This window comes from Pseudomonas sp. R2-60-08W (assembly GCF_003852335.1).
GTDB lineage: Bacteria > Pseudomonadota > Gammaproteobacteria > Pseudomonadales > Pseudomonadaceae > Aquipseudomonas.
This window is the reverse complement of sequence record NZ_CP027731.1, coordinates 5804030-5825492: the sequence shown is the minus strand read 5'-3', so window position 1 is coordinate 5825492 and position 21463 is coordinate 5804030. Positions and strand designations below refer to the sequence as shown.

At 59.5% G+C, this 21463-nt stretch carries 22 protein-coding genes and 1 pseudogene; 14 read left to right on the top strand and 9 right to left on the bottom strand.

What is annotated here, in order from left to right; all coding sequences use genetic code 11:
• The first annotated feature begins 44 nt into the window (after positions 1-44).
• From C4J90_RS26765 to C4J90_RS26700, 13 genes are all read left to right on the top strand, one after another.
• Positions 45-452, top strand: a complete 408-nt coding sequence (locus C4J90_RS26765) for a F0F1 ATP synthase subunit I (protein WP_043048220.1) — start codon at positions 45-47, stop codon at positions 450-452.
• 16 nt (positions 453-468) lie between these two features.
• Positions 469-1338 (top strand): F0F1 ATP synthase subunit A, encoded by an 870-nt coding sequence (atpB, locus tag C4J90_RS26760; protein ID WP_057725770.1) that lies wholly within the window; start codon positions 469-471, stop codon positions 1336-1338.
• A 133-nt stretch (positions 1339-1471) separates the two neighbouring features.
• On the top strand, positions 1472-1729 hold the full coding sequence (atpE, locus tag C4J90_RS26755) for a F0F1 ATP synthase subunit C (RefSeq protein WP_002555987.1): 258 nt from the start codon (positions 1472-1474) through the stop codon (positions 1727-1729).
• A gap of 56 nt (positions 1730-1785) precedes the next feature.
• On the top strand, positions 1786-2256 hold the full coding sequence (locus C4J90_RS26750) for a F0F1 ATP synthase subunit B (protein WP_003177066.1): 471 nt from the start codon (positions 1786-1788) through the stop codon (positions 2254-2256).
• Between the two features lie 12 nt (positions 2257-2268).
• A complete protein-coding gene (locus C4J90_RS26745) occupies positions 2269-2805 on the top strand; it encodes a F0F1 ATP synthase subunit delta (protein ID WP_124368914.1) in 537 nt (178 codons plus the stop codon).
• 21 nt (positions 2806-2826) lie between these two features.
• Positions 2827-4371, top strand: a complete 1545-nt coding sequence (atpA, locus tag C4J90_RS26740; RefSeq protein ID WP_003177064.1) for a F0F1 ATP synthase subunit alpha — start codon at positions 2827-2829, stop codon at positions 4369-4371.
• A 50-nt stretch (positions 4372-4421) separates the two neighbouring features.
• Positions 4422-5282, top strand: coding sequence for a F0F1 ATP synthase subunit gamma (gene atpG, locus C4J90_RS26735; RefSeq protein ID WP_034139931.1), 861 nt, complete (start codon positions 4422-4424; stop codon positions 5280-5282).
• Between the two features lie 27 nt (positions 5283-5309).
• Positions 5310-6686: a F0F1 ATP synthase subunit beta gene (gene atpD / locus C4J90_RS26730; RefSeq protein ID WP_017135118.1), complete on the top strand. Its 1377-nt coding sequence runs from the start codon at positions 5310-5312 to the stop codon at positions 6684-6686.
• A gap of 44 nt (positions 6687-6730) precedes the next feature.
• The gene (locus C4J90_RS26725; protein WP_015886644.1) at positions 6731-7147 is read left to right on the top strand and encodes a F0F1 ATP synthase subunit epsilon; all 417 of its coding nucleotides are present in this window, start codon (positions 6731-6733) and stop codon (positions 7145-7147) included.
• Between the two features lie 122 nt (positions 7148-7269).
• Complete coding sequence (gene glmU, locus C4J90_RS26720; RefSeq protein WP_124421166.1) at positions 7270-8637, top strand: bifunctional UDP-N-acetylglucosamine diphosphorylase/glucosamine-1-phosphate N-acetyltransferase GlmU; 1368 nt, start codon at positions 7270-7272, stop codon at positions 8635-8637.
• 227 nt (positions 8638-8864) lie between these two features.
• Positions 8865-9632: a DeoR/GlpR family DNA-binding transcription regulator gene (locus C4J90_RS26710; RefSeq protein WP_124365070.1), complete on the top strand. Its 768-nt coding sequence runs from the start codon at positions 8865-8867 to the stop codon at positions 9630-9632.
• Positions 9633-9642: 10 nt separating this feature from the next.
• Positions 9643-11475, top strand: coding sequence for a glutamine--fructose-6-phosphate transaminase (isomerizing) (gene glmS / locus C4J90_RS26705; RefSeq protein WP_124415975.1), 1833 nt, complete (start codon positions 9643-9645; stop codon positions 11473-11475).
• 85 nt (positions 11476-11560) lie between these two features.
• Complete coding sequence (locus C4J90_RS26700; protein ID WP_124365068.1) at positions 11561-11920, top strand: hypothetical protein; 360 nt, start codon at positions 11561-11563, stop codon at positions 11918-11920.
• A 106-nt stretch (positions 11921-12026) separates the two neighbouring features.
• Here the strand turns inward: C4J90_RS26700 and C4J90_RS26695 are convergent, their stop codons facing one another.
• The gene (locus C4J90_RS26695; protein WP_124421165.1) at positions 12027-13463 is read right to left on the bottom strand and encodes an amidase; all 1437 of its coding nucleotides are present in this window, start codon (positions 13461-13463) and stop codon (positions 12027-12029) included.
• Between the two features lie 101 nt (positions 13464-13564).
• On the opposite strand from C4J90_RS26695, the gene C4J90_RS26690 reads away from it, so the two are divergent.
• Positions 13565-14137, top strand: a complete 573-nt coding sequence (locus C4J90_RS26690; protein ID WP_124421164.1) for a TetR/AcrR family transcriptional regulator — start codon at positions 13565-13567, stop codon at positions 14135-14137.
• A 14-nt stretch (positions 14138-14151) separates the two neighbouring features.
• On the opposite strand, the pseudogene C4J90_RS27275 reads toward C4J90_RS26690, so the two are convergent.
• The 8 genes and pseudogenes from C4J90_RS27275 to C4J90_RS26650 form a co-directional block, all read right to left on the bottom strand.
• Positions 14152-14292 (bottom strand): annotated as a pseudogene (locus C4J90_RS27275) (alpha/beta fold hydrolase); the annotation flags it as partial.
• 202 nt (positions 14293-14494) lie between these two features.
• Positions 14495-15643 (bottom strand): DDE-type integrase/transposase/recombinase, encoded by a 1149-nt coding sequence (locus tag C4J90_RS26680; protein ID WP_124421163.1) that lies wholly within the window; start codon positions 15641-15643, stop codon positions 14495-14497.
• 137 nt (positions 15644-15780) lie between these two features.
• Positions 15781-16713, bottom strand: a complete 933-nt coding sequence (locus tag C4J90_RS26675) for a phosphatidate cytidylyltransferase (RefSeq protein ID WP_124365065.1) — start codon at positions 16711-16713, stop codon at positions 15781-15783.
• Between the two features lies 1 nt (position 16714).
• Positions 16715-17335 carry a 1-acyl-sn-glycerol-3-phosphate acyltransferase gene (locus C4J90_RS26670; RefSeq protein ID WP_124365064.1) on the bottom strand — a complete coding sequence of 207 codons (621 nt, stop codon included), beginning with the start codon at positions 17333-17335 and terminating at the stop codon, positions 16715-16717.
• Between the two features lie 9 nt (positions 17336-17344).
• A complete protein-coding gene (locus tag C4J90_RS26665) occupies positions 17345-17788 on the bottom strand; it encodes a hypothetical protein (RefSeq protein WP_124365063.1) in 444 nt (147 codons plus the stop codon).
• Positions 17778-19076, bottom strand: a complete 1299-nt coding sequence (locus C4J90_RS26660; protein ID WP_124421162.1) for a phosphatase PAP2/dual specificity phosphatase family protein — start codon at positions 19074-19076, stop codon at positions 17778-17780. The genes C4J90_RS26665 and C4J90_RS26660 overlap by 11 nt, the downstream gene beginning before the upstream one ends.
• A 2-nt stretch (positions 19077-19078) precedes the next feature.
• Complete coding sequence (locus tag C4J90_RS26655) at positions 19079-20827, bottom strand: bifunctional alpha/beta hydrolase/class I SAM-dependent methyltransferase (protein ID WP_124421161.1); 1749 nt, start codon at positions 20825-20827, stop codon at positions 19079-19081.
• 11 nt (positions 20828-20838) lie between these two features.
• The gene (locus C4J90_RS26650; RefSeq protein ID WP_124421160.1) at positions 20839-21462 is read right to left on the bottom strand and encodes a CDP-alcohol phosphatidyltransferase family protein; all 624 of its coding nucleotides are present in this window, start codon (positions 21460-21462) and stop codon (positions 20839-20841) included.
• Position 21463: the final 1 nt, after the last annotated feature.

Genomic DNA, 21463 nt, shown 5'->3' with positions numbered 1-21463 from the left:
CAAGTTATTGATTTCCGGCAGCCGACCATTGAGGAGCAAGAGTGATGGAAACCCGCACGCCAAACACGTTGCCGTTCCATCGCTTGGCCGTTTTTCCGGTTCTATTGGCTCAACTTGTCATTTTGCTGATCGCCGCATTGGCGCTTTGGTACTGGCATGGAGTCGTAGCCGGATATTCAGGACTCTGCGGAGGCCTGATAGCCTTGCTGCCCAATATGTATTTTGCTCACAGGGCCTTTCGGTTTTCCGGCGCCCGAGCAGCCCAGGCTATCGTCCGGTCTTTTTATGCCGGCGAGGCGGGGAAACTGATTTTGACGGCAGTGCTGTTTGCACTGACCTTTGCAGGTGTGAAGCCATTGGCGCCGCTGGCTGTATTTGGCGTCTTCGTGTTGACCCAATTGGTCAGCTGGTTCGCTCCCCTGCTAATGAAAACAAGACTTTCGAAACCTTAGGGCGTTTGAGGCAACCATGGCAGAAACAACCGCTTCGGGCTATATCCAGCACCACTTGCAGAACCTGACCTTCGGTCAGCTTCCCAACGGCGGCTGGGGCTTTGCTCACACCGCAGCAGAGGCCAAGGAAATGGGCTTCTGGGCTTTCCACCTGGATACTCTGGGCTGGTCGGTCGCATTGGGCCTGATCTTCGTCCTGATTTTCCGCATGGCGGCAAAAAAGGCGACTTCCGGTCAGCCAGGTGCTTTGCAGAACTTCGTTGAAGTATTGGTCGAATTCGTCGATGGCAGCGTGAAAGACAGCTTCCATGGCCGTAGCCCGGTGATTGCACCGTTGGCACTGACCATCTTCGTCTGGGTGTTCCTGATGAACGCCGTCGACCTGATCCCGGTGGACTGGATTCCTCAGCTGGCCATCCTGATCTCCGGCGACGCGCACATTCCATTCCGTGCCGTATCGACCACAGACCCGAACGCTACCCTGGGCATGGCCCTGTCGGTATTCGCGTTGATCATTTTCTACAGCATCAAGGTCAAGGGCATCGGCGGTTTCATCGGCGAGCTGACCCTGCACCCGTTCGGCAGCAAGAACATCTTCGTTCAAGCCCTGCTGATCCCGGTGAACTTCCTGCTGGAATTCGTGACCCTGGTCGCCAAGCCGATTTCCCTGGCCTTGCGACTGTTCGGCAACATGTATGCCGGCGAGCTGGTGTTCATTCTGATCGCTGTGATGTTCGGCAGCGGTCTGCTCTGGCTTAGCGGCCTGGGCATCGTTCTGCAGTGGGCGTGGGCTGTGTTCCACATCCTGATCATCACCCTGCAGGCCTTCATCTTCATGATGCTGACCATCGTCTACCTGTCGATGGCGCACGAAGAGAACCATTAAGGCCAGTCTCGACTAGTCTGATGTCCTTCCCGGTGAAACGGGAAGGTGGCCCTCCAGGGCTATGAAACGATTTGTTTTACCGCTTTAAAATCTAAAAAACCTAAACCATACGACGTAAAAGTCGGGAGGAAAGATGGAAACTGTAGTTGGTCTAACCGCTATCGCTGTTGCACTGTTGATCGGCCTGGGCGCCCTGGGTACTGCCATTGGTTTCGGCCTGCTGGGCGGCAAATTCCTGGAAGGCGCAGCGCGTCAGCCAGAAATGGTTCCAATGCTGCAAGTTAAAATGTTCATCGTTGCCGGCCTGCTCGACGCCGTAACCATGATCGGCGTTGGTATTGCCCTGTTCTTCACCTTCGCGAACCCCTTCGTTGGTCAACTCGCTGGCTAATCACTCGACGTTTCGAGTGATTAGGGTGATGGACAACGAATGAGCGAGGTGTTGGCGTGAACATTAATGCAACCCTGATTGGCCAATCCGTTGCGTTCTTCATTTTTGTAGTGTTTTGCATGAAGTTCGTGTGGCCTCCGGTCATCGCGGCTTTGCACGAACGTCAGAAGAAGATCGCGGATGGTTTGGACGCTGCCAGCCGTGCAGCTCGCGACCTGGAGTTGGCCCAAGAGAAAGTGGGTCATCAACTGCGCGAAGCTAAAGCACAGGCAGCTGAGATCATTGAGCAAGCCAAGAAGCGCGGTAACCAGATCGTCGAAGAGGCTGTTGAAAAAGCCCGCGTCGAAGCTGACCGTGTCAAGGCTTCGGCTCATGCCGAGATCGAACAGGAACTGAATGGCGTCAAAGACGCGCTGCGTGCCCAACTGGGTGCTCTGGCGGTCGGCGGTGCCGAGAAGATCCTTGGTGCCACAATCGATCAAAACGCGCACGCGGAGCTGGTTAATAAACTGGCTGCTGAAATTTAAGCGAGGGCGATCATGGCAGAACTGACCACGTTGGCCCGACCTTACGCTAAGGCAGCCTTCGAGCACGCCCAGGCCCACCAGCAGCTGGCCTCTTGGTCAGCCATGCTCGGCCTGGCTGCAGCAGTGTCGCAAGACGACACCATGCAGCGCGTGCTCAAGGCCCCGCGCCTGACGAGCGCAGACAAGGCCGCCACTTTTATTGAAGTGTGCGGCGACAAGTTTGATGTGAAGGTGCAGAACTTCATCCACGTCGTTGCCGAAAACGACCGTCTCCCGCTATTGCCGGAGATCGCCGCTCTGTTCGACCTGTACAAGGCCGATGCAGAGAAATCGGTAGACGTTGAAGTGACCAGTGCTTTTGCATTGAACCAAGAACAGCAAGACAAACTCGCCAAGGTTCTCAGTGCACGACTCAATCGGGAAGTGCGCCTGCAAGCTTCGGAGGACGCATCCCTGATTGGTGGTGTCGTTATCCGTGCCGGCGACCTGGTTATCGATGGCTCGATTCGCGGCAAAATCGCGAAACTTGCCGAAGCATTGAAATCTTGAGTTTGAAGGGGCAGCAGAGCAATGCAGCAACTCAATCCTTCCGAAATAAGTGAAATTATCAAGGGCCGCATCGACAAGCTCGATGTGACCTCCCAAGCCCGTAACGAAGGCACTGTCGTCAGCGTATCTGACGGCATCGTGCGGATTCACGGTCTGGCCGACGTTATGTACGGCGAGATGATCGAGTTTCCGGGCGGCGTCTACGGTATGGCCCTCAACCTGGAGCAAGACTCCGTAGGTGCCGTTGTATTGGGCGCCTACACCAGTCTGGCCGAAGGCATGAGCGCCAAGTGCACAGGCCGCATCCTGGAAGTTCCGGTAGGTAAGGAACTGCTGGGCCGCGTCGTCGACGCACTGGGTAACCCTGTTGACGGTAAAGGTCCACTGGGCAACACCGAGACCGACGCGGTCGAGAAAGTTGCTCCAGGCGTGATCTGGCGTAAGTCGGTAGACCAGCCTGTACAGACTGGCTACAAGGCTGTCGATGCCATGATTCCGGTCGGCCGTGGCCAGCGTGAGCTGATCATCGGTGACCGTCAGATCGGTAAAACCGCTCTGGCGATCGACGCGATCATCAACCAGAAGAACAGCGGCATTTTCTGCGTCTACGTAGCGATCGGTCAGAAGCAATCGACCATCGCCAACGTGGTTCGCAAGCTGGAAGAAAACGGCGCCCTGGCCAACACGATCATCGTGGCTGCCAGTGCTTCGGAATCTCCTGCGCTGCAATTCCTGGCACCGTACTCCGGTTGCACCATGGGTGAATTCTTCCGCGACCGCGGTGAAGACGCGCTGATCGTTTATGACGATCTGTCCAAGCAAGCAGTGGCTTACCGCCAGATTTCCCTGCTGCTGCGCCGTCCACCAGGCCGTGAAGCCTACCCAGGCGACGTGTTCTATCTCCACTCCCGTCTGCTGGAGCGCGCATCCCGCGTTTCCGAAGAGTACGTAGAGAAGTTCACCAACGGCGCAGTGACCGGCAAAACCGGTTCCCTGACCGCACTGCCGATCATCGAAACCCAGGCTGGCGACGTTTCCGCGTTCGTTCCGACCAACGTGATTTCCATCACCGACGGTCAGATCTTCCTGGAATCGGCCATGTTCAACTCAGGCATCCGTCCTGCAGTGAACGCCGGTGTTTCGGTATCCCGTGTGGGTGGTGCCGCTCAGACCAAGATCATCAAGAAGCTCTCCGGTGGTATCCGTACCGCTCTGGCTCAGTACCGTGAACTGGCGGCATTCGCCCAGTTCGCGTCTGACCTGGACGAAGCGACCCGTAAGCAACTTGAGCATGGTCAGCGCGTTACCGAGCTGATGAAGCAGAAGCAATACGCCCCGATGTCGATCGCTGACATGGCGTTGTCGCTGTATGCCGCTGAGCGTGGGTTCCTGACCGACGTTGAAATCGCCAAGGTCGGCAGCTTTGAACAAGCGCTGATTGCTTACTTCAACCGCGATCACGCCGAATTGATGGCGAAGATCAACGTGAAGGGTGACTTCAATGACGATATCGACGCTGGCATGAAAGCCGGTATCGAGAAGTTCAAGGCCACCCAAACCTGGTAAGCCGCAGCGGGAGCCGCAAGGCTCCCGCTTGCTAACCTGATAGGTGTTACATGGCAGGCGCAAAAGAGATTCGCAGTAAGATTGCGAGCATCAAAAGCACGCAAAAGATTACCAGCGCCATGGAAAAAGTGGCGGTCAGCAAAATGCGCAAGGCACAAATGCGCATGGCAGCCAGCCGTCCTTATGCGGAACGTATCCGCCAGGTAATTGGGCATCTGGCCAACGCCAACCCGGAATACCGCCACCCGTTCATGATCGAGCGCGAAGTCAAGCGCGTGGGTTATGTGGTAGTGAGCAGTGACCGTGGTCTGTGCGGTGGCCTGAATACCAACCTGTTCAAGGCCCTGGTCAAGGACATGGCGGTAAACCGCGAAAAAGGCGTCGAGATCGATCTGTGTGTTGTTGGTAGCAAGGGTGCGGCCTTTTTCCGCAACTTCGGCGGTAACGTCGTTGCAGCTATCAGCCACCTGGGTGAAGAGCCGTCGATCAATGATTTGATTGGCAGTGTGAAGGTGATGCTGGATGCGTACCTGGAAGGCCGGATTGACCGCCTGTCCGTGGTATCCAACAAGTTCATCAACACCATGACCCAGCAGCCAACCGTGGAGCAATTGATTCCCCTGGTGGCGACTCCGGATCAGGAACTCAAGCACCACTGGGACTACCTCTACGAACCAGACGCCAAAGAGCTGCTTGACGGCTTGATGGTGCGCTACGTGGAGTCGCAGGTGTACCAGGCGGTGGTCGAGAACAACGCAGCTGAACAAGCGGCGCGGATGATCGCGATGAAAAACGCTACCGATAACGCCGGTGATCTGATCAGCGATTTGCAGCTGATCTACAACAAGGCGCGTCAGGCTGCGATCACCCAAGAGATCTCGGAAATCGTCGGCGGCGCTGCCGCGGTTTAACGGTTCAAATATTCAGAGGATCCAGCTATGAGTAGCGGACGTATCGTTCAAATCATCGGCGCCGTTATCGACGTGGAATTCCCACGCGACAGCGTACCGAGCATCTACAACGCGCTGAAAGTACAAGGCGCGGAAACTACTCTGGAAGTTCAGCAGCAGCTGGGCGACGGCGTAGTTCGTACCATTGCGATGGGTTCCACCGAAGGCTTGAAGCGCGGTCTGGACGTTGTCGACACTGGCGCAGCCATCTCCGTACCGGTCGGTAAAGCGACCCTGGGCCGGATCATGGACGTACTGGGCAACCCGATCGACGAAGCTGGCCCGATCGACACCGAAGAGCGCTGGGGCATTCACCGTCCAGCACCTTCGTTCGCCGAGCAAGCGGGCGGCAACGACCTGCTGGAAACCGGCATCAAGGTTATCGACCTGGTTTGCCCGTTCGCCAAGGGCGGTAAAGTCGGTCTGTTCGGTGGTGCCGGTGTAGGCAAGACCGTAAACATGATGGAACTGATCCGTAACATCGCCATCGAGCACAGCGGTTACTCCGTGTTCGCCGGTGTGGGTGAGCGTACCCGTGAGGGTAACGACTTCTACCACGAGATGAAGGACTCCAACGTTCTGGACAAAGTGGCACTGGTTTACGGTCAGATGAACGAGCCGCCGGGTAACCGTCTGCGCGTAGCCCTGACCGGCCTGACCATGGCCGAGAAGTTCCGTGACGAAGGTAACGACGTTCTGCTGTTCGTCGACAACATCTATCGTTACACCCTGGCCGGTACTGAAGTATCCGCACTGCTCGGCCGTATGCCGTCGGCAGTAGGTTACCAGCCGACCCTGGCTGAAGAGATGGGCGTTCTGCAAGAACGTATCACTTCGACCAAGGAAGGTTCGATCACTTCGATCCAAGCGGTATACGTACCTGCGGATGACTTGACCGACCCGTCGCCAGCCACCACCTTCGCCCACTTGGACGCCACCGTCGTTCTGTCCCGTGACATCGCTTCCCTGGGTATCTACCCAGCGGTCGATCCACTCGACTCGACTTCGCGCCAGCTGGACCCGAACGTGATCGGCCAGGAGCACTACGACACCGCTCGCGGCGTTCAGTACGTGCTGCAGCGCTACAAAGAATTGAAGGACATCATTGCGATCCTGGGTATGGACGAGCTGTCGGAAGCCGACAAGCAGTTGGTAAACCGTGCTCGTAAGATCCAGCGTTTCTTGTCGCAGCCGTTCTTCGTGGCTGAAGTCTTCACCGGTGCCTCGGGTAAATACGTTTCCCTGAAAGACACCATTGCTGGCTTCAAAGGCATCCTCAACGGTGACTACGACCACCTGCCAGAACAAGCGTTCTACATGGTCGGCGGCATCGAAGAAGCGATCGAGAAAGCCAAGAAACTGTAATCCTGGCGCCCGGAAACGGGCGCTCATCAGGTTGAGGCAATCAGATGGCTATGACAGTCCATTGCGATATCGTCAGCGCGGAAGGGGAAATCTTCTCCGGTCTGGTAGAAATGGTGATTGCACACGGCGACCTGGGTGACCTGGGTATTGCCATGGGCCACGCGCCGTTGATCACCAGCTTGAAGCCAGGTCCGATCACTCTGACCAAGCAAGGCGGGGAAAAGGAGGTGTTCTACATCTCTGGCGGTTTCCTCGAGGTTCAGCCGAACATGGTCAAGGTACTTGCCGATACCGTGCAACGTGCTGGCGACCTGGATGAAGCCTCCGCTCAGGAAGCCGTAAAGGCTGCCGAGAAGGCGCTGAACGAAAAAGGCGCAGACTTCGACTACAGCGCTGCTGCAGTCCGTCTGGCCGAGGCCGCAGCCCAGCTGCGGACGCTCCAGCAGATCCGCAAGAAGTAAGCGGCGTTGCCGTTACGCTTCACGCGTGATTGATTAAAAAGGGTAGCCTCGGCTACCCTTTTTCTTTTTTGCAAAACACTTCTTTGGTCTGAAGCCGGACCGCCCAGGATTGGTAGCCATTCATGTCTCTTGAAATCGTAATTCTCGCCGCTGGCCAGGGCACCCGCATGCGTTCGGCCTTGCCCAAGGTACTGCACCCGGTCGCAGGCAATTCCATGCTTGGCCATGTTATCCACAGTGCCCGGCAGTTGGACCCGCAGCGCATTCACGTCGTCATCGGGCACGGTGCGGATGTGGTACGTGAGCGTCTGGCCGCAGACGACTTGAATTTCGTCTTGCAGGACAAGCAACTGGGCACCGGCCACGCCACCGCGCAAGCGGCGCCGTTCATTACCGCTGACACCGTGCTGATCCTGTACGGTGATGTGCCGCTGATCGAAGTGGAAACCCTGCAACGCCTGCTCAAGCATGTGGTGCCTGGCCAGATGGGCCTGCTCACCGTCGAGCTGGACGACCCCACCGGCTACGGGCGCATCGTGCGTGACGCCGAGGGCAAGGTCGCGGCCATCGTCGAGCACAAGGACGCCAGTGAAGCCCAGCGCGCCATCACCGAAGGCAACACCGGGATTCTCGCGGTGCCAGCCAATCGCCTCGCCGACTGGATGAGCCGCCTGTCCAACAACAATGCCCAAGGCGAGTACTACCTTACTGACGTCATCGAGATGGCGGTCAGTGACGGCCTGGTGGTCGCCACCGAGCAGCCCCACGACCCGATGGAAGTGCAGGGCGCCAATGACCGTAAGCAATTGGCCGAGTTGGAGCGCCACTATCAGCTGCGTGAAGGGCGCCGCCTGATGGCCCAGGGCGTGACCCTGCGTGACCCGGCGCGTTTCGACGTACGCGGTGAAGTGACGGTGGGCCGCGACGTACTGATCGACATCAATGTGATCCTCGAAGGCCGTGTGATCATCGAAGACGACGTAGTGATCGGCCCGAACTGCGTGATCAAGGACAGCACGCTGCGCAAAGGTGTCGTGGTCAAGGCCAACAGCCATATCGACGGCGCGGTAATGGGCGAGGGCAGCGATGCGGGTCCGTTTGCGCGGCTGCGTCCTGGCAGCGTGCTGGAAGCCAAGGCCCATGTGGGTAACTTCGTGGAGCTGAAAAATGCTCACCTGGGCGAAGGCGCCAAGGCCGGGCACCTTACCTACTTGGGCGATGCAGTGATCGGTGCACGCACCAACGTTGGCGCGGGCACGATTACCTGTAACTACGACGGCGCCAATAAGCACCAGACCACCATTGGTGAAGACGTATTTATCGGCTCCAACAACTCGCTGGTCGCACCCGTCACTATCCGTGATGGTTCCAACACCGCTGCGGGCTCAACCATCAATCAGGATGTGGATAAGTCCCAACTGGCAGTCGCCCGCGCCCGCCAACGCAACATCGACGGCTGGAAGCGCCCGGTCAAAATCAACAAGACCTGAGTTATCCACTGCTCCCTCAGCAGTGATATCCAAATGTGGGAGGGGGCTTGCCCCCGATAGCGGTGGTCCAGTCGATGTAAAAGTTGACTGATCTGCCGCAATCGGGAGCAAGCCCCCTCCCACATTTGCTCGTGTCGTCTGAAGAATCTCTTCCAAACGCTTGACGATGAGTTCCGAATAGGTTTTGATTGCCTTCGTTATCTTTCGAACCGAAACTTACCATCGCCATGTCGAAACGAAATACCCCCCAACGTCGCCACAATATCCTGACCTTGCTCAATGAACAGGGCGAAGTCAGCGTGGACGAACTGGCCAAGCGTTTCGAAACTTCGGAGGTGACCATCCGCAAGGACCTGGCCGCCCTCGAAAGCAATGGCCTGCTTCTGCGCCGCTACGGTGGCGCGATCACCATGCCTCATGAGCTGGTGGGCGACGCGGCTCAACCGGTCTCTGCCTACAAGCGCGCCATCGCCCGTGCGGCCGTGGCGCGGTTGCGTGAGCACGCGCGCATCATCATCGACAGCGGCAGCACCACCGCCGCGATGATCCCTGAACTGGGCCATCAACCCGGCCTGGTGGTCATGACCAATTCCCTGAACGTGGCCCGCGCCTTGAGCGAGCTGGAGCATGAACCGGTGCTGCTGATGACCGGCGGCACCTGGGACCCGCATTCGGATTCGTTCCAGGGCCAGGTCGCCGAGCAGGTGCTGCGCTCCTACGATTTCGACCAACTGTTCATCGGCGCCGACGGCATCGATCTGCAGCGCGGTACCACCACGTTCAACGAGTTATTGGGCCTGAGCCGCGTCATGGCCGAGGTCGCCCGCGAAGTGGTGGTGATGGTCGAATCCGACAAGATCGGCCGCAAGATTCCCAACCTGGAACTGCCCTGGAGCAGCGTCCATACCCTTATCACCGATGATCGCCTGCCGCTTGAGGCCCGCGACCAGATCCAAGCCCGCGGCATTACGCTGATATGCGCGGCAGTCATCTAGGAGAAATACCATGTGTGGAATTGTTGGCGCAGTCGCCGAACGTAACGTAACTCCCATCCTGCTCGAAGGCCTCAAGCGCCTGGAGTACCGCGGCTATGACAGCGCCGGTGTGGCCGTCTTCACCAATGCTGGCAAGCTTGAGCGCATGCGCCGTCCGGGCAAAGTCAGCGAGTTGGACCAGGCCCTGGCCGGCGAGCCGCTGGTTGGGCGCCTGGGCATCGCCCACACCCGTTGGGCCACCCACGGTGCGCCGTGCGAGCGTAACGCTCACCCACACTTCTCGGGTGACCTGGCGGTGGTGCACAACGGCATCATCGAAAACCACGAAGTGCTGCGCGAACAACTCAAGGGCCTGGGCTATGTGTTCACGTCGGACACCGACACTGAAGTTATCGCCCATCTGCTCAACCACAAGCTCAAGGACCACAGCGACCTGACCACCGCCCTCAAGGCCACGGTCAAGGAACTGCACGGCGCCTACGGCCTGGCCGTGATCAGCGCCAGCCAGCCTGACCGCCTGGTTGCCGCACGCAGCGGCAGCCCATTGGTGATCGGCCTGGGCCTGGGGGAAAACTTCCTGGCCTCCGACCAACTCGCCCTGCGCCAGGTCACCGACCGCTTCATGTACCTGGAAGAAGGCGACATCGCCGACATCCGCCGTGAAAGCGTGCAGATCTGGGACGTGAACGGTCAGTCCGTCGAGCGCGAAGCTGTGCAATACCGCGACGGTGCCGAAGCCGCCGACAAGGGCGAGTTCCGCCACTTCATGCTCAAGGAAATCCACGAGCAGCCGTCTGTGGTGCAGCGCACCCTGGAAGGTCGCCTGAGCCAGAACCAAGTATTGGTCAACGCCTTCGGCCCACAAGCCGCCGAGCTGTTCGCCAAAGTGCGCAACGTGCAGATCGTCGCCTGCGGCACCAGCTACCACGCCGGCATGGTTGCGCGTTACTGGCTGGAAGAACTGGCCGGCATCCCGTGCCAGGTCGAAGTCGCCAGCGAATTCCGCTACCGCAAGGTGGTGGTGCAGCCAGACACCCTGTTCGTGACCATCTCCCAGTCCGGCGAAACCGCCGACACTCTGGCTGCCCTGCGCAATGCCAAAGAGCTAGGCTTCCTCGCCAGCCTGGCAATCTGCAACGTCAGCATCAGCTCCCTTGTGCGTGAATCCGACCTGACCCTGCTGACCCAGGCCGGTCGCGAAATCGGCGTAGCGTCGACCAAAGCCTTCACCACCCAGCTGGTTGGCCTGTTGCTGCTGACCTTGTCCCTCGGCCAAGTGCGCGGCACCCTGGCCGAAGGCATTGAAGCCACCCTGGTGGAAGAACTGCGCCGCCTGCCGACCCGCCTGGGTGAAGCCCTGGCCATGGACAGCACCGTGGAAAAAGTCGCCGAGCTGTTTGCCGACAAAAACCACACCCTGTTCCTCGGCCGTGGCGCGCAGTACCCGGTAGCGATGGAAGGTTCGCTCAAACTCAAGGAAATCTCGTACATCCACGCCGAAGCCTATCCAGCTGGCGAGCTGAAACACGGCCCGTTGGCCCTGGTGGATGACGACATGCCGGTGGTCACCGTGGCGCCGAACAACGAACTGCTGGAAAAGCTCAAGTCCAATCTGCAGGAAGTCCGCGCCCGCGGCGGCCAACTGATCGTGTTTGCCGACGAAAAGGCAGGCATGACCAACGGTGAAGGCACTCACGTGATCAACATGCCGCACATCCACGACACCCTGTCGCCGATCCTCTACACCATCCCGCTGCAGTTGCTGTCGTACTACGTTGCTGTGCTTAAAGGCACCGACGTTGACCAGCCGCGCAACCTGGCGAAGTCGGTGACGGTGGAGTAAGCCTCACTGACGTACCCAAAAAGGGGCTGTTTTCAACAGCCCCTTTTTTACGTTTTGAATTCGCTCAATTCAAGGATGTCGACTGATGCAAAATCCTACTGTCTACGCACGTCTGCACAATCGCCGGTTTGTAGTCGCCGACAACGCTCAGGGACTGTCCGGCACCGGCACCGTATTTCACTACCAAGTCGAAGATGACGCGATTTCGAGCACTTACCAGGGGGGCCGGATTCGCCTGGGTACTCAAGTCGGACGGGTGACCGGTCCAGATACCATCGAGCTGCTGTATCAGTGCCTGACCCTGGAAGGGGAACTGCTTGCTGGGTGGTCTCGTGGCACGGTAGGCGTGGATCACGCCGGGCGCACGACGCTGAGTTTTGTTTGGGGCTGGCTATCGGGTGCGACAGGAGGCGGAGAGTCTAGCTATGTCGAGATCACTGCTTAAAGAGCCCGTAGTACACGGCTAGGCTGCACCGCATTTACTGTAGGAGCGAGCTTGCTCGCGAAAAACCTGAGAACGCCACCTATTACCGCGCCCGTTCGAGCCTCTATCAGAGCTTACCCGCCCACACGCCCGGCCGCCGACCGGCCCACGCACACTCACGTTCAAGCTGCCCAGCCAACCCCAGCAACACGCCCTCAGCGCCGAACTTGCCCATGAACTGCATGCCAATAGGCAAACCGGTTTGAGGGTCTTGTGACAGCGGAACCGACATAGCCGGCGCGCCGGTGACATTCGCCAGCGCGGTGAACGGTGACTGGTTGAACACATGGTTCATCCAGCCTCGTCCGTCCAGATGCGCTTGCTGTGCATTGTATTGACCGATCATCGGTGCCAAGCCTGGCAAGGTCGGTGACAGCAGCAGATCGTAATCCTCGAAAAAGCCGCCGAGCGTTCGGGCGACAATATTGCGTTCGTGCAACGCACCCAACAGTTCGGTGGCACTTAGCGTCTTGCCGTATCGGTACAGCGCCAAGGTAGCGGGCTCAAGGTGTTCAGCATCGATACTACGTCCGGTTGCGGCTGCAATGGCGTCGATCCAGGCGGCGGTATTGGACGACCAGAAGCGCCCATTCAGCTCGACAAAAGCCTCCCAGCTCACGCCAATATCCGGCTCGACTTCCTCGACCTGGTGCCCAAGCGCCTCGAGATGTCGCATCGTCTGCTCCAATGCGATTTGCACCGCTGGGTGCAGCGCTTGACCATTGAGCGGGCGAGTGTGCACACCGATACGCAATGCGTGGGGCTCAAGCCGGGATTGTTCCAGAAAGCTGGTCGGCGGCGACGCAATGTGGAACGGGTCACCGACTGCGCTGCCATGCACAGCGTCCAGCAGGGCCGCACTGTCACGCACCGAGCGTGTCAGTACGCCGTGCACCGCAAGGCCGCTCCAGACTTCATCCACGTCCGGCCCCATGGGCACTCGCCCGCGGCTGGGTTTCAAGCCGAACAGGCCACACAGCGAGGCAGGTACCCGGATGGAGCCGCCGCCATCGGTTGCGTGAGCGATGGGTACCATGCCGGCCGCGACGGCGGCTGCCGAACCGCCACTTGAGCCTCCGGCGCTTCGTTCTACATTCCAGGGATTACGGGTGGGTCCATAAAGTCGGCTTTCGGTGGTGGTGCTTGCAGCGAACTCCGGTGTGGTGGTTCGGCCAAGCGGCACAAGTCCGGCGAAACGCAAGCGGCTCATGAGCTGTGAATCGCCTTCGGCGGTGCAGCCGAGTGCCAACGCGCTGCCCAGTTCGTTGCGACGCCCCTTGGCAGTAATGCCCAGGTCCTTGATCACCACCGGCACGCCTGAAAACACACCGGCGTGGGGGGCAGGCTCATTGTTCCAGGTTTCAACCAGTGCATTAATTTGCGGATTGAGGGCCTCGATGGCGTGGAAGGCCGCCGCACGCACCTCGCTTGGGCTGACCTGTTTGGCCTGGATCAGTTGACTCAGGCCCGTGGCATCGTGAACAGCGTAGTCGGACAGGTGCATGGCAGTCTCCCATTGAGTATGATCGATACTGGATGGTATCTGACGATACCTATCAGTATCATGCGATACTTACAGGTATCGATGTCAAGCGGAGATTATTCATGCGCCCACAACGGACACCCCAACTGCCGCCCCGGGAACGCATCATCGATGCTGCGACGGTGTTGTTCAGGGAGCAAGGGATTACGCGGGTCAGCATGGACGCCATCGCCGAGCGGGCGGCCTCGACGAAAATGACCGTCTACCGGCATTTCGAGAACAAGGATGCGCTGGTGCTGGAATGGCTTGAGCAGCTTACTGAAAGCTATGGCGATGTCTTCGACCGACTGGCATCGGAGCACCCGGATTCACCGCGCAAGCAACTGCTGGGCTTTGTTGAGTTCATCGTGACTGACCTGCAATGCTCGGATTACCGGGGCTGCCCGTTCACCAACACCCTGGCCGAGTTGCCCGAGGCTGAGCACCCCCCCCGGTTGCTGATCCAGGCGCACAAGCAACGGCAATTCGCGCGGCTGCTTGCCCTCTGCACCGCCATGGCATTGAGCGAGCCGGAGCAGGTGGCCGAGGAACTGACCTTGCTCATGGAGGGTGCCCAGGTGGTGGCGCAAAACAAAGGGATTGAGCGAGTCGGCGAGCGCTTGACCGAAATGGTCAACCGGCGCCTGGGATCGTGACGGAGGCGATAGGTACGTTCGGCGACCTTGTGCCAGATAACGTGGGTCTGAGGGTGACCATTCAACAGCAACAGCGCGGGGCCGGATCCACCGACGCGAAAGCTGATGTTCAGGCCATTGACCTGGCGCTGTTGTTTCTGGAAACCAGCAAACATGATTCGACTCCATAAGGGTGCTGGCTGAATCCTGGGATCAACCGAACCCAGCCGCAATAGGCCAAGCATGGAAGCACGGTTTATGAACTGTGTTTCAAGTGACCAGGATCCGACTTTGCCTAAACCCGGAAAGCACCACAAAACCAATGTGGGAGGGTGTAGAACCGTAGACATCGTTTACATCTGAAACCGGGGACATCGTTTACACATTTGAGGCTTGGACGCGGGTCATACCTCGCCCAAGCCTTCCCAGGGGATAATCACACAAGTACAAATCCCAAACATCATCCTCAGCCTCTTTAAGCCCTATCTGCTCCCCTGACAGCGCCTCGCTGATAAATACCAACTTGCCGTTCCACTTGATCGACCCGTCCTGTCTGACGCTTCGAACCTTCATTTCGGACGGATACTCCACATCCGGCAAGCATCCTGGGTAAATCCGGGTAGACGGCACATACACGTCCCCTGGACGCTTCATACTGAGCGCTTCATGAGGGCGCACGTAATTGAACTCATGCCTGAAGTGCTCTAGCAAAAGCTGCTGCTCGATTAGGTTTTCTCCTAAGGGCAGCTCCAGTTTCAAGCTACGGTGCATCCGCTCATGGCGACCATTTTGGGCCGGTCTTCCTGGCATGGTGCGCTCCGGATAGATGCCCAGACGTATCCACCAAACTGCCAGCGTGGATATTCTTGCCAGGCCAGGAGAGGCAAACGGAACACCGTTGTCCGACCGAATAACTTCGGGCATGCCGTACTCCTGAAACAGTCTCTCAAAGGCTTGTTTAACAGGTTCAGTCTTGATCTTTGAATGAGCCCTGCACGCCAAAATCATCCGGGAAGCGTGGTCTGTGATGGTCAAAGGGAAGCACATCTGCGCGTTATGCATTTTGAATTGCCCTTTGTAGTCGGCGCACCACGTCTGGTTAGGTTCGTTGGCCTCGCGCATTACTACAGGGGAAGTACCGTGTCTGCGCTTGAAGCGCCGCTTTTGGACGAGCCCAAGTCGATCAAGCCATTGGCCTGCTGTACTTGGGGAAGGCCAGGCGATGGAGGGATCTTCAAGTCGCAATAGCTCGAGAAGCTTCTTCGGACCCCATTTATCGTGCGCCTCCTTCATCGCCACCACACGGGCCAGGATTTCATCGTCGGTTTTATTGGGGCTGTTGTGAGGGCGTCGGGACAGTTCGGCTAACGACTTTAAATCGCCATTGTGCCGGCCGATCCATTTGTCGACGGTAGGCCGACTTACGTTAAAGCGGCGCGCCAGCTGGCTTTTGGTGTAATTACCAGAAAGCCAGTCAGCGACCAGTCTGATTCGTTGATTCATCGGAGACTCTTGGTTCCAGGGCATGATCAGTTACCTCCTGATCATGCGTATTAACCTGTAAACCATGTCCCCGGTTAGAAATGTAAACGATGTCCCCGGTTTGTACCGGGGCAAGCCCCCTCCCACAGTTTGATCTTCATTGGTTTTGAGAAAGGGGTAGGTCAGGTCCACCAGTACCGCACCAGGTGGAAGAAGATCGGCGCCGCAAAGCACACCGAATCCAGCCGATCCAGCATGCCGCCGTGCCCTTCGATCATGTGCCCCCAATCCTTCACGCCGCGATCGCGCTTGATCGCCGACATCACGATCCCGCCGGCAAAGCCCAGCAGGTTGATCAACAGCGCGATCAAAAACGACTGCCAGGGATTGAACGGCGTGGTCCACCACAGCGCGGCACCGATCAGAGAGGACAGCAGGATGCCGCCGACAAAACCTTCCACGGTTTTGGACGGCGAGAGGTTGGGCGCGATCTTGTGTTTGCCGAACAGCTTGCCGCACACGTACTGCAACACGTCCGACAGTTGCACCACGATCACCAGGTAGGCGATCAGCAGCAGGTTGCGGCCTTCATAGCCGGGGATGTCCAGGGTCAGCAACGCCGGCACGAACGACACGCAGAACACCGCGATCATCAGGCCCCATTGCACCTTGGATGCGCGCTCCAGGAAGTGAGTGCTGTCGCCGCCCAGGGAGGCGAGTATCGGCAGCAGCAGGAACACGTAGACCGGGATGAAGATCGAGAATAGTCCGTACCAGTCGGCGTAGATCAGCACGTACTGCAGCGGGAGGGCGAGGTAGAACGCCGCTACCAGGGCCGGGTAGTCGCTGCGCCGGGTCGGAGTGAGGGTGAGAAATTCGCGCAAGGCATAGAAGGACACCGCATAGAACAGCAGGATCACTGCGCCGGTGCCGAGCCAGAAGGCGACACCGATCACCACCACCATCACCCACCAGGCGTTGATGCGGGCGTTGAGGTTGTCGATCACCGCGTTGGGATTGCCACGGGTGCGCAACTTCAGGATCAGGCCGATCAGCGAGGCGGTGACCAGAATTGCGCCGATCCCGCCGAATAACATCAAGGTCTGGCTATCCATCTCAGGAATGCTCCGGGGCAAGGGCGAGCAGGGCGTCGCGGGTACGGGCAAGGAACGCGGCTTTGTCTTCGCCTTCTTCCAATTGCAGCGGAGCGCCGAAGCTAGTTGTGCATAACAATGGCAATGGCAACACACGGCCCTTGGGCATGACGCGGTTAAGGTTGGCTATCCATACCGGGATCAGCTCGGCCTGTGGGTAACTGTTTGCCAAGTGGTAGAGACCGCTCTTGAACGGCAGCAAGCCGTCCTCCAGATTGCGCGTGCCTTCAGGAAAGATGATCAGCGAGTCGCCGCCTTCCAACGCAGCAAGCATTGGCTGCAAAGGGTTATCCACAGGCTCTTTGCGCTCGCGATCAATCAGTACGCCGTTGAACACGCGGTTGATGATGTAGCGGCGCAGCGCGCTTTTATTCCAGTAATCGCTGCCGGCCACAGGGCGGGTGAATTTGCGCAGGTTTTGCGGTAGCGACGCCCACACCAGCACGAAGTCGCCGTGGCTGCTGTGGTTGGCGAAGTAGATGCGCTGCACCGGCACGGGCGCGCAGCCCAACCACAGGCTGCGGGCGCCGGTGACGGTGCGGGCCATGGAAGTAATCAGTGTGGCGACCACGGGTTCGAACATGGGAATTCCTTATTCGGCGAAAGGTAGCCAAGGGCTGGCAAGCAGCACGGCCAGGGTCAGCAGCGCTTGCGCGCCGAGCAGCCAGGCCTGTTTGCGCAGCAATTTGAGGGCGCCACGACGGCGTTCGGCCCAAGGCCGGCCGGCGCGCTTGGCCGATTGCAGGCCAAGGGTCTGCAGGGCTTGGTCAAGGTCTGCGGTGCGCTCGACGTCGCGAGCGAGCAGGGCAAACAGATCGGCGTCGAACGCAACGCGCAGGGCCCAGTATTTTTGCACAAGGCCCAGGATGATCATCCACAAGGCCAGCAGCAGGCAGACCGTGGAAACACTCGCCATCAACAGTTGGGCCACACCGAACAACACGCCGGCCACTGTGAGGCCTGTGGATAACTGATCCAGCGAACGGCCACGGCGCAGCAGGCTGGCGACGACTTGCAGTTCCATATCAGCAGGCATGGGGCAAACCCTCCAAGGCGAGACGATGTGCGGGATGCAGGACCACACGGGCCCGCGCTGTACGAATAATAGCCAGCGCTTGATCCACCGTCGTCGCGCGTCCGCTGTGCAACAGCCAGGCGGCAATGGCCGTGGCGCTGCGCGAGTAGCCCAGGGCGCAGCACACCAGCAACGGGCCGTCCAAGCGCAGGCGTTCGATGGCCTTGGCGGCTTGCAGGCATTCGGCGGAGGTGGGCGCGATCAAGTCCACAACAGGAATGCAGTGATAGCTACGACCCTGTGGATTAATCGGCAATTCGGCGCAGAGATCGACGATGGCCTTGAAAGACTGCTGCTCGCTCGATGTAGGAATTCGCCCCAGCCAGACGTTATCCACAATCAGCTCAGGCTGTGGATGCCGGCGTGTCCACAGCCGCGAATTGATCCAGGCGGCGACCAGATAAGGCGCATACAGCCAACGCGCAGCAGGCGTCAGCTGGCCATTGTTGCGTTTCTGAAAGCCCTCGGCACCCAGCAGCCAGTAATTGGCTGCGACCAGCGCGAGGGACACCGCCGGCCATAGCAACCATAACCCCCAACCGCCCAAAGCCAGCGCGAGCAGCATCAGCGCCAGCGCGCCAAGGGCGTAGCGCGCACCCAGCCAACGGCGTTTAGAGTCGCGCGTAAGTCGGGCATTGAGCAGCGGGCTGGCGTGTTCCAGCGGCCATAACCACACGCACAACCACCCCGCGAGGGCGCCTGTGGGTAAGTCGACAAAGTGATGTTGATAAGTGGTCAGTACGGAAATACCGATCAGCGCAAACCAGCCGTGCACCACCCAGCGCCAAAAACCTTGGGTATGCCGCTGGTACATCACCCACAGGATCACCAGCAGCGCGATATGCAGTGAGGGCGCCTGGTTGAAGGGCTTGTCGAAGCCGGCCAGCACGGCAAACAACCAGCCGAACACGCCATCCAGTTCCGGCCGTTCGAAGGTGAAGCGCAGCGGCCAGATCAGGAAGCAACTGACAGCTATCACCTGGGCCGTCAGCAGGCGCAGGGCATGCTGCTTGAGTTCGTGGCGGGTGCTCGGCAGCAACAGCGAGAACCCGTAGAGCAAGTCGATGGACCAATAGGGCACGATGGTCCAGGCCCAAAACGGCATATGGGTTTCCCAGCCGAACACCAGCGTGCCCACATCGCTGCGCTGGTTGGTGACCCAAGTAGCGAAGCCGTAGGTGCTGAAAAACAGCGGCGCCAACAGCAGCAGCCACAGCAGCGCCGGTTTGAACAAGCCGGGTTCGCGCATGCTCAGATCTTCTGTGCCAGGGACACGGTGAAAATACCCCACTCATCCACACGCTGGGTGATCTTGCGAAAGCCCGCAGCCTCCACCAGTTGGTCCATTTCCGCCTGGCTGCGTCGACGCATCACCCAGGCCTGGCCCTGGCGGTGGCTGGTCAAGGCGCGGGCGATCAGCTCCAGCTGCGGGTGCCACGGCTGGCCGGTGTAGACCAGATAACCGCCCGGCTCCACCGCTTCGGCGAGGCCCGCCAGCGAACCGCCGACCATGGCGTTATCGGCAAACAATTCATACAGCCCGGACACCACCGCCAGCGTCGGTTTCGGCTCCAGCGCGGCCAGGTTCGCCCGATCGAATGCATCGGCTTTGATGAACTGGGCGATATCGTCCAGGCCCTTTTCACGGATCAAGGCGCCACCGTCGCGCACGTTGATGTCGCTGTAGTCGCGCAGCAGGATCGATTCCGGTAGCGGCGACACACCCTGCAAAGCTTCCAGAATGTAACGACCATGGCCAGCAGCGATATCGACGATGCGCACTTCGCGCTCATCGGCACGCAACCTGGCCATGGCCAGGCGTAGCAGTTCTTCGACGTTCAGCTTGCGCTGGCGAATGCCGCGCCAGCCGATGGAGTTGAGGTAATTGGTGTCGATCATCCGCCCCAGCGCGCCTTTGCCAGTGGGCGTGTTGCGGTATACGTAATCCAGAGTGCTGCCGGAATCGAAGCCGGTGTCGAAGCCCAGTTTCACCCCCTCCGACAGGTTCTTGCCCAGGCCCATGCTGGCGCGGGTCATGCGCCAGTACAGATCGCGCAGGGAATTGCGCGGCAGTGGTGCGGCGAGGGCTTCGGATTCGGCGCAGGTGGCGCCCAGTTTGTCGGCGTCCAGCAGCGAGGCGCGGTCCAGCGGCTGCGCAAAGTTTTGCAGGATAAAGCGCCTGGCGCTGTTGATGGCCAGGGCGCGGTCACGTTCGCCAAGGGTGTCGTGAAAGAAACCCGGGAGAATATGCAGCTCTTTTTTCAGGCTGCCGAGACGGTCGAAAAACTGCTGCTGGGGCTTACGGTGCACCACGAAGTCGGAGCCGGAGACCAGCAACTGGGTCGGCACCTGGATGGCCTGGGCATCGGCGACCACCCGGTCGGCCGCTTCGTACAGGCCCAGCAGCACATTTACCGAGATGGCTTTGGTGATCAGCGGATCGCTGTCGTAGGACGCCACGCGCTCCGGGTCATGGCTGAGAAACTTGGCCTTGACGTAGCTGTTGACGAAAAAGTTGCCGCGAAACTTGCGCATCAGGGCCAGGCCCGGGCGTGCGAAGGGCACGTACAGCTTGACCTTGAAGGCAGGGGAGGCGAGTACCAGGGCGCGGATCTTCGGTGCGTAGTCATGCACCCAGGTGGCCGCGATCACCGCGCCGACGCTTTGGGCGATGACCGCGACGTTTTCCTCTTCGATGCCGTAGGTGGCGCCGATGTGGTCGCAGAAAGTCTGCACATCGCGGGCGCTGGTGGCGAAGCTGGGGCTGTCACCGCGCTCGCCGGGGGATTGGCCGTGACCACGGGCGTCCCAGGCGAAGAAGTCAACGTCCGGCAGGTTCAGTTCGTCCACCAAGTGCGCGATACGCCCTGAGTGCTCATGACCGCGATGGAACAACATAATCGCCTTGCGCGGCCCGGCGCCTGCCGTGGCCGGCCAGTGCCGGTAAAACAGCTCGACGCCGTCATGGGTGCTGAAGCTGTGTGGTTGCTGTTCGCGCATCGCAAGCATCCTTATGCAATCGGTGAGGTGTCTGAGTGTTCCTTGAGGCCCTGACGCACCCGGTTGACCAGGGTGTAGGCCAGCAGCGCGGCGACCAGCCACATCACCGTGTCGACCCAGCCGGCGCCGAACCAGCCCAACGCCACGCCGGTGGCCAACACCCCGAGTACGAACGCCCGATCGCTTTTGCCCATCGGCCCGTCATAGCGGCGCGATGCGCCCACCATCGGCCCCAGCACACCGGCGTATTCGCTGAACACTGCGAGCAGCGTCACCAACAGCACGGGCGCCAGGCTGACGTCGGGGATCAGCGCAAACGGCAGGATCAGCGCGCTGTCGGCGATCACGTCGCACAGTTCATTGAGGTATGCGCCCAGGCGTGATTGCTGGCCGAACTCGCGCGCGAGCATGCCGTCGACGGCATTCAGGCCCATGCGCGCAATCATCCACAGCGGGATCAGCGCGAACAGCCACAAGTGCTGGGCGAAGCTGGCAATCAGCAGGCCCACTAACACGGAAATCACGCCGGCCAGCACGGTGATCTGGTTGGCGGTGGTGCCGTTGTCATAAAGGCGCTGCACGAGGGGCCGCAGCAGGTTTTGGAACCGCGGTTTGAGCTGATAGATGGAGATCATG

What these genes read in the sequence shown, in the direction of transcription:
- C4J90_RS26660 (WP_124421162.1), bottom strand. Translation starts at nt 19,076, where the DNA reads ATGCGCGAACCCGGCTTGTTCAAACCGGCGCTGCTGTGGCTGCTGCTG.
- glmS (WP_124415975.1), top strand. Translation starts at nt 9,643, where the DNA reads ATGTGTGGAATTGTTGGCGCAGTCGCCGAACGTAACGTAACTCCCATC.
- C4J90_RS26745 (WP_124368914.1), top strand. Translation starts at nt 2,269, where the DNA reads ATGGCAGAACTGACCACGTTGGCCCGACCTTACGCTAAGGCAGCCTTC.
- C4J90_RS26650 (WP_124421160.1), bottom strand. Translation starts at nt 21,462, where the DNA reads ATGATCTCCATCTATCAGCTCAAACCGCGGTTCCAAAACCTGCTGCGG.
- C4J90_RS26710 (WP_124365070.1), top strand. Translation starts at nt 8,865, where the DNA reads ATGTCGAAACGAAATACCCCCCAACGTCGCCACAATATCCTGACCTTG.
- C4J90_RS26695 (WP_124421165.1), bottom strand. Translation starts at nt 13,463, where the DNA reads ATGCACCTGTCCGACTACGCTGTTCACGATGCCACGGGCCTGAGTCAA.
- C4J90_RS26700 (WP_124365068.1), top strand. Translation starts at nt 11,561, where the DNA reads ATGCAAAATCCTACTGTCTACGCACGTCTGCACAATCGCCGGTTTGTA.
- C4J90_RS26725 (WP_015886644.1), top strand. Translation starts at nt 6,731, where the DNA reads ATGGCTATGACAGTCCATTGCGATATCGTCAGCGCGGAAGGGGAAATC.
- atpA (WP_003177064.1), top strand. Translation starts at nt 2,827, where the DNA reads ATGCAGCAACTCAATCCTTCCGAAATAAGTGAAATTATCAAGGGCCGC.
- C4J90_RS26680 (WP_124421163.1), bottom strand. Translation starts at nt 15,643, where the DNA reads ATGCCCTGGAACCAAGAGTCTCCGATGAATCAACGAATCAGACTGGTC.
- glmU (WP_124421166.1), top strand. Translation starts at nt 7,270, where the DNA reads ATGTCTCTTGAAATCGTAATTCTCGCCGCTGGCCAGGGCACCCGCATG.
- C4J90_RS26675 (WP_124365065.1), bottom strand. Translation starts at nt 16,713, where the DNA reads ATGGATAGCCAGACCTTGATGTTATTCGGCGGGATCGGCGCAATTCTG.
- C4J90_RS26690 (WP_124421164.1), top strand. Translation starts at nt 13,565, where the DNA reads ATGCGCCCACAACGGACACCCCAACTGCCGCCCCGGGAACGCATCATC.
- atpB (WP_057725770.1), top strand. Translation starts at nt 469, where the DNA reads ATGGCAGAAACAACCGCTTCGGGCTATATCCAGCACCACTTGCAGAAC.
- C4J90_RS26670 (WP_124365064.1), bottom strand. Translation starts at nt 17,335, where the DNA reads ATGTTCGAACCCGTGGTCGCCACACTGATTACTTCCATGGCCCGCACC.
- C4J90_RS26665 (WP_124365063.1), bottom strand. Translation starts at nt 17,788, where the DNA reads ATGCCTGCTGATATGGAACTGCAAGTCGTCGCCAGCCTGCTGCGCCGT.
- atpE (WP_002555987.1), top strand. Translation starts at nt 1,472, where the DNA reads ATGGAAACTGTAGTTGGTCTAACCGCTATCGCTGTTGCACTGTTGATC.
- C4J90_RS26765 (WP_043048220.1), top strand. Translation starts at nt 45, where the DNA reads ATGGAAACCCGCACGCCAAACACGTTGCCGTTCCATCGCTTGGCCGTT.
- atpG (WP_034139931.1), top strand. Translation starts at nt 4,422, where the DNA reads ATGGCAGGCGCAAAAGAGATTCGCAGTAAGATTGCGAGCATCAAAAGC.
- C4J90_RS26655 (WP_124421161.1), bottom strand. Translation starts at nt 20,827, where the DNA reads ATGCGCGAACAGCAACCACACAGCTTCAGCACCCATGACGGCGTCGAG.
- atpD (WP_017135118.1), top strand. Translation starts at nt 5,310, where the DNA reads ATGAGTAGCGGACGTATCGTTCAAATCATCGGCGCCGTTATCGACGTG.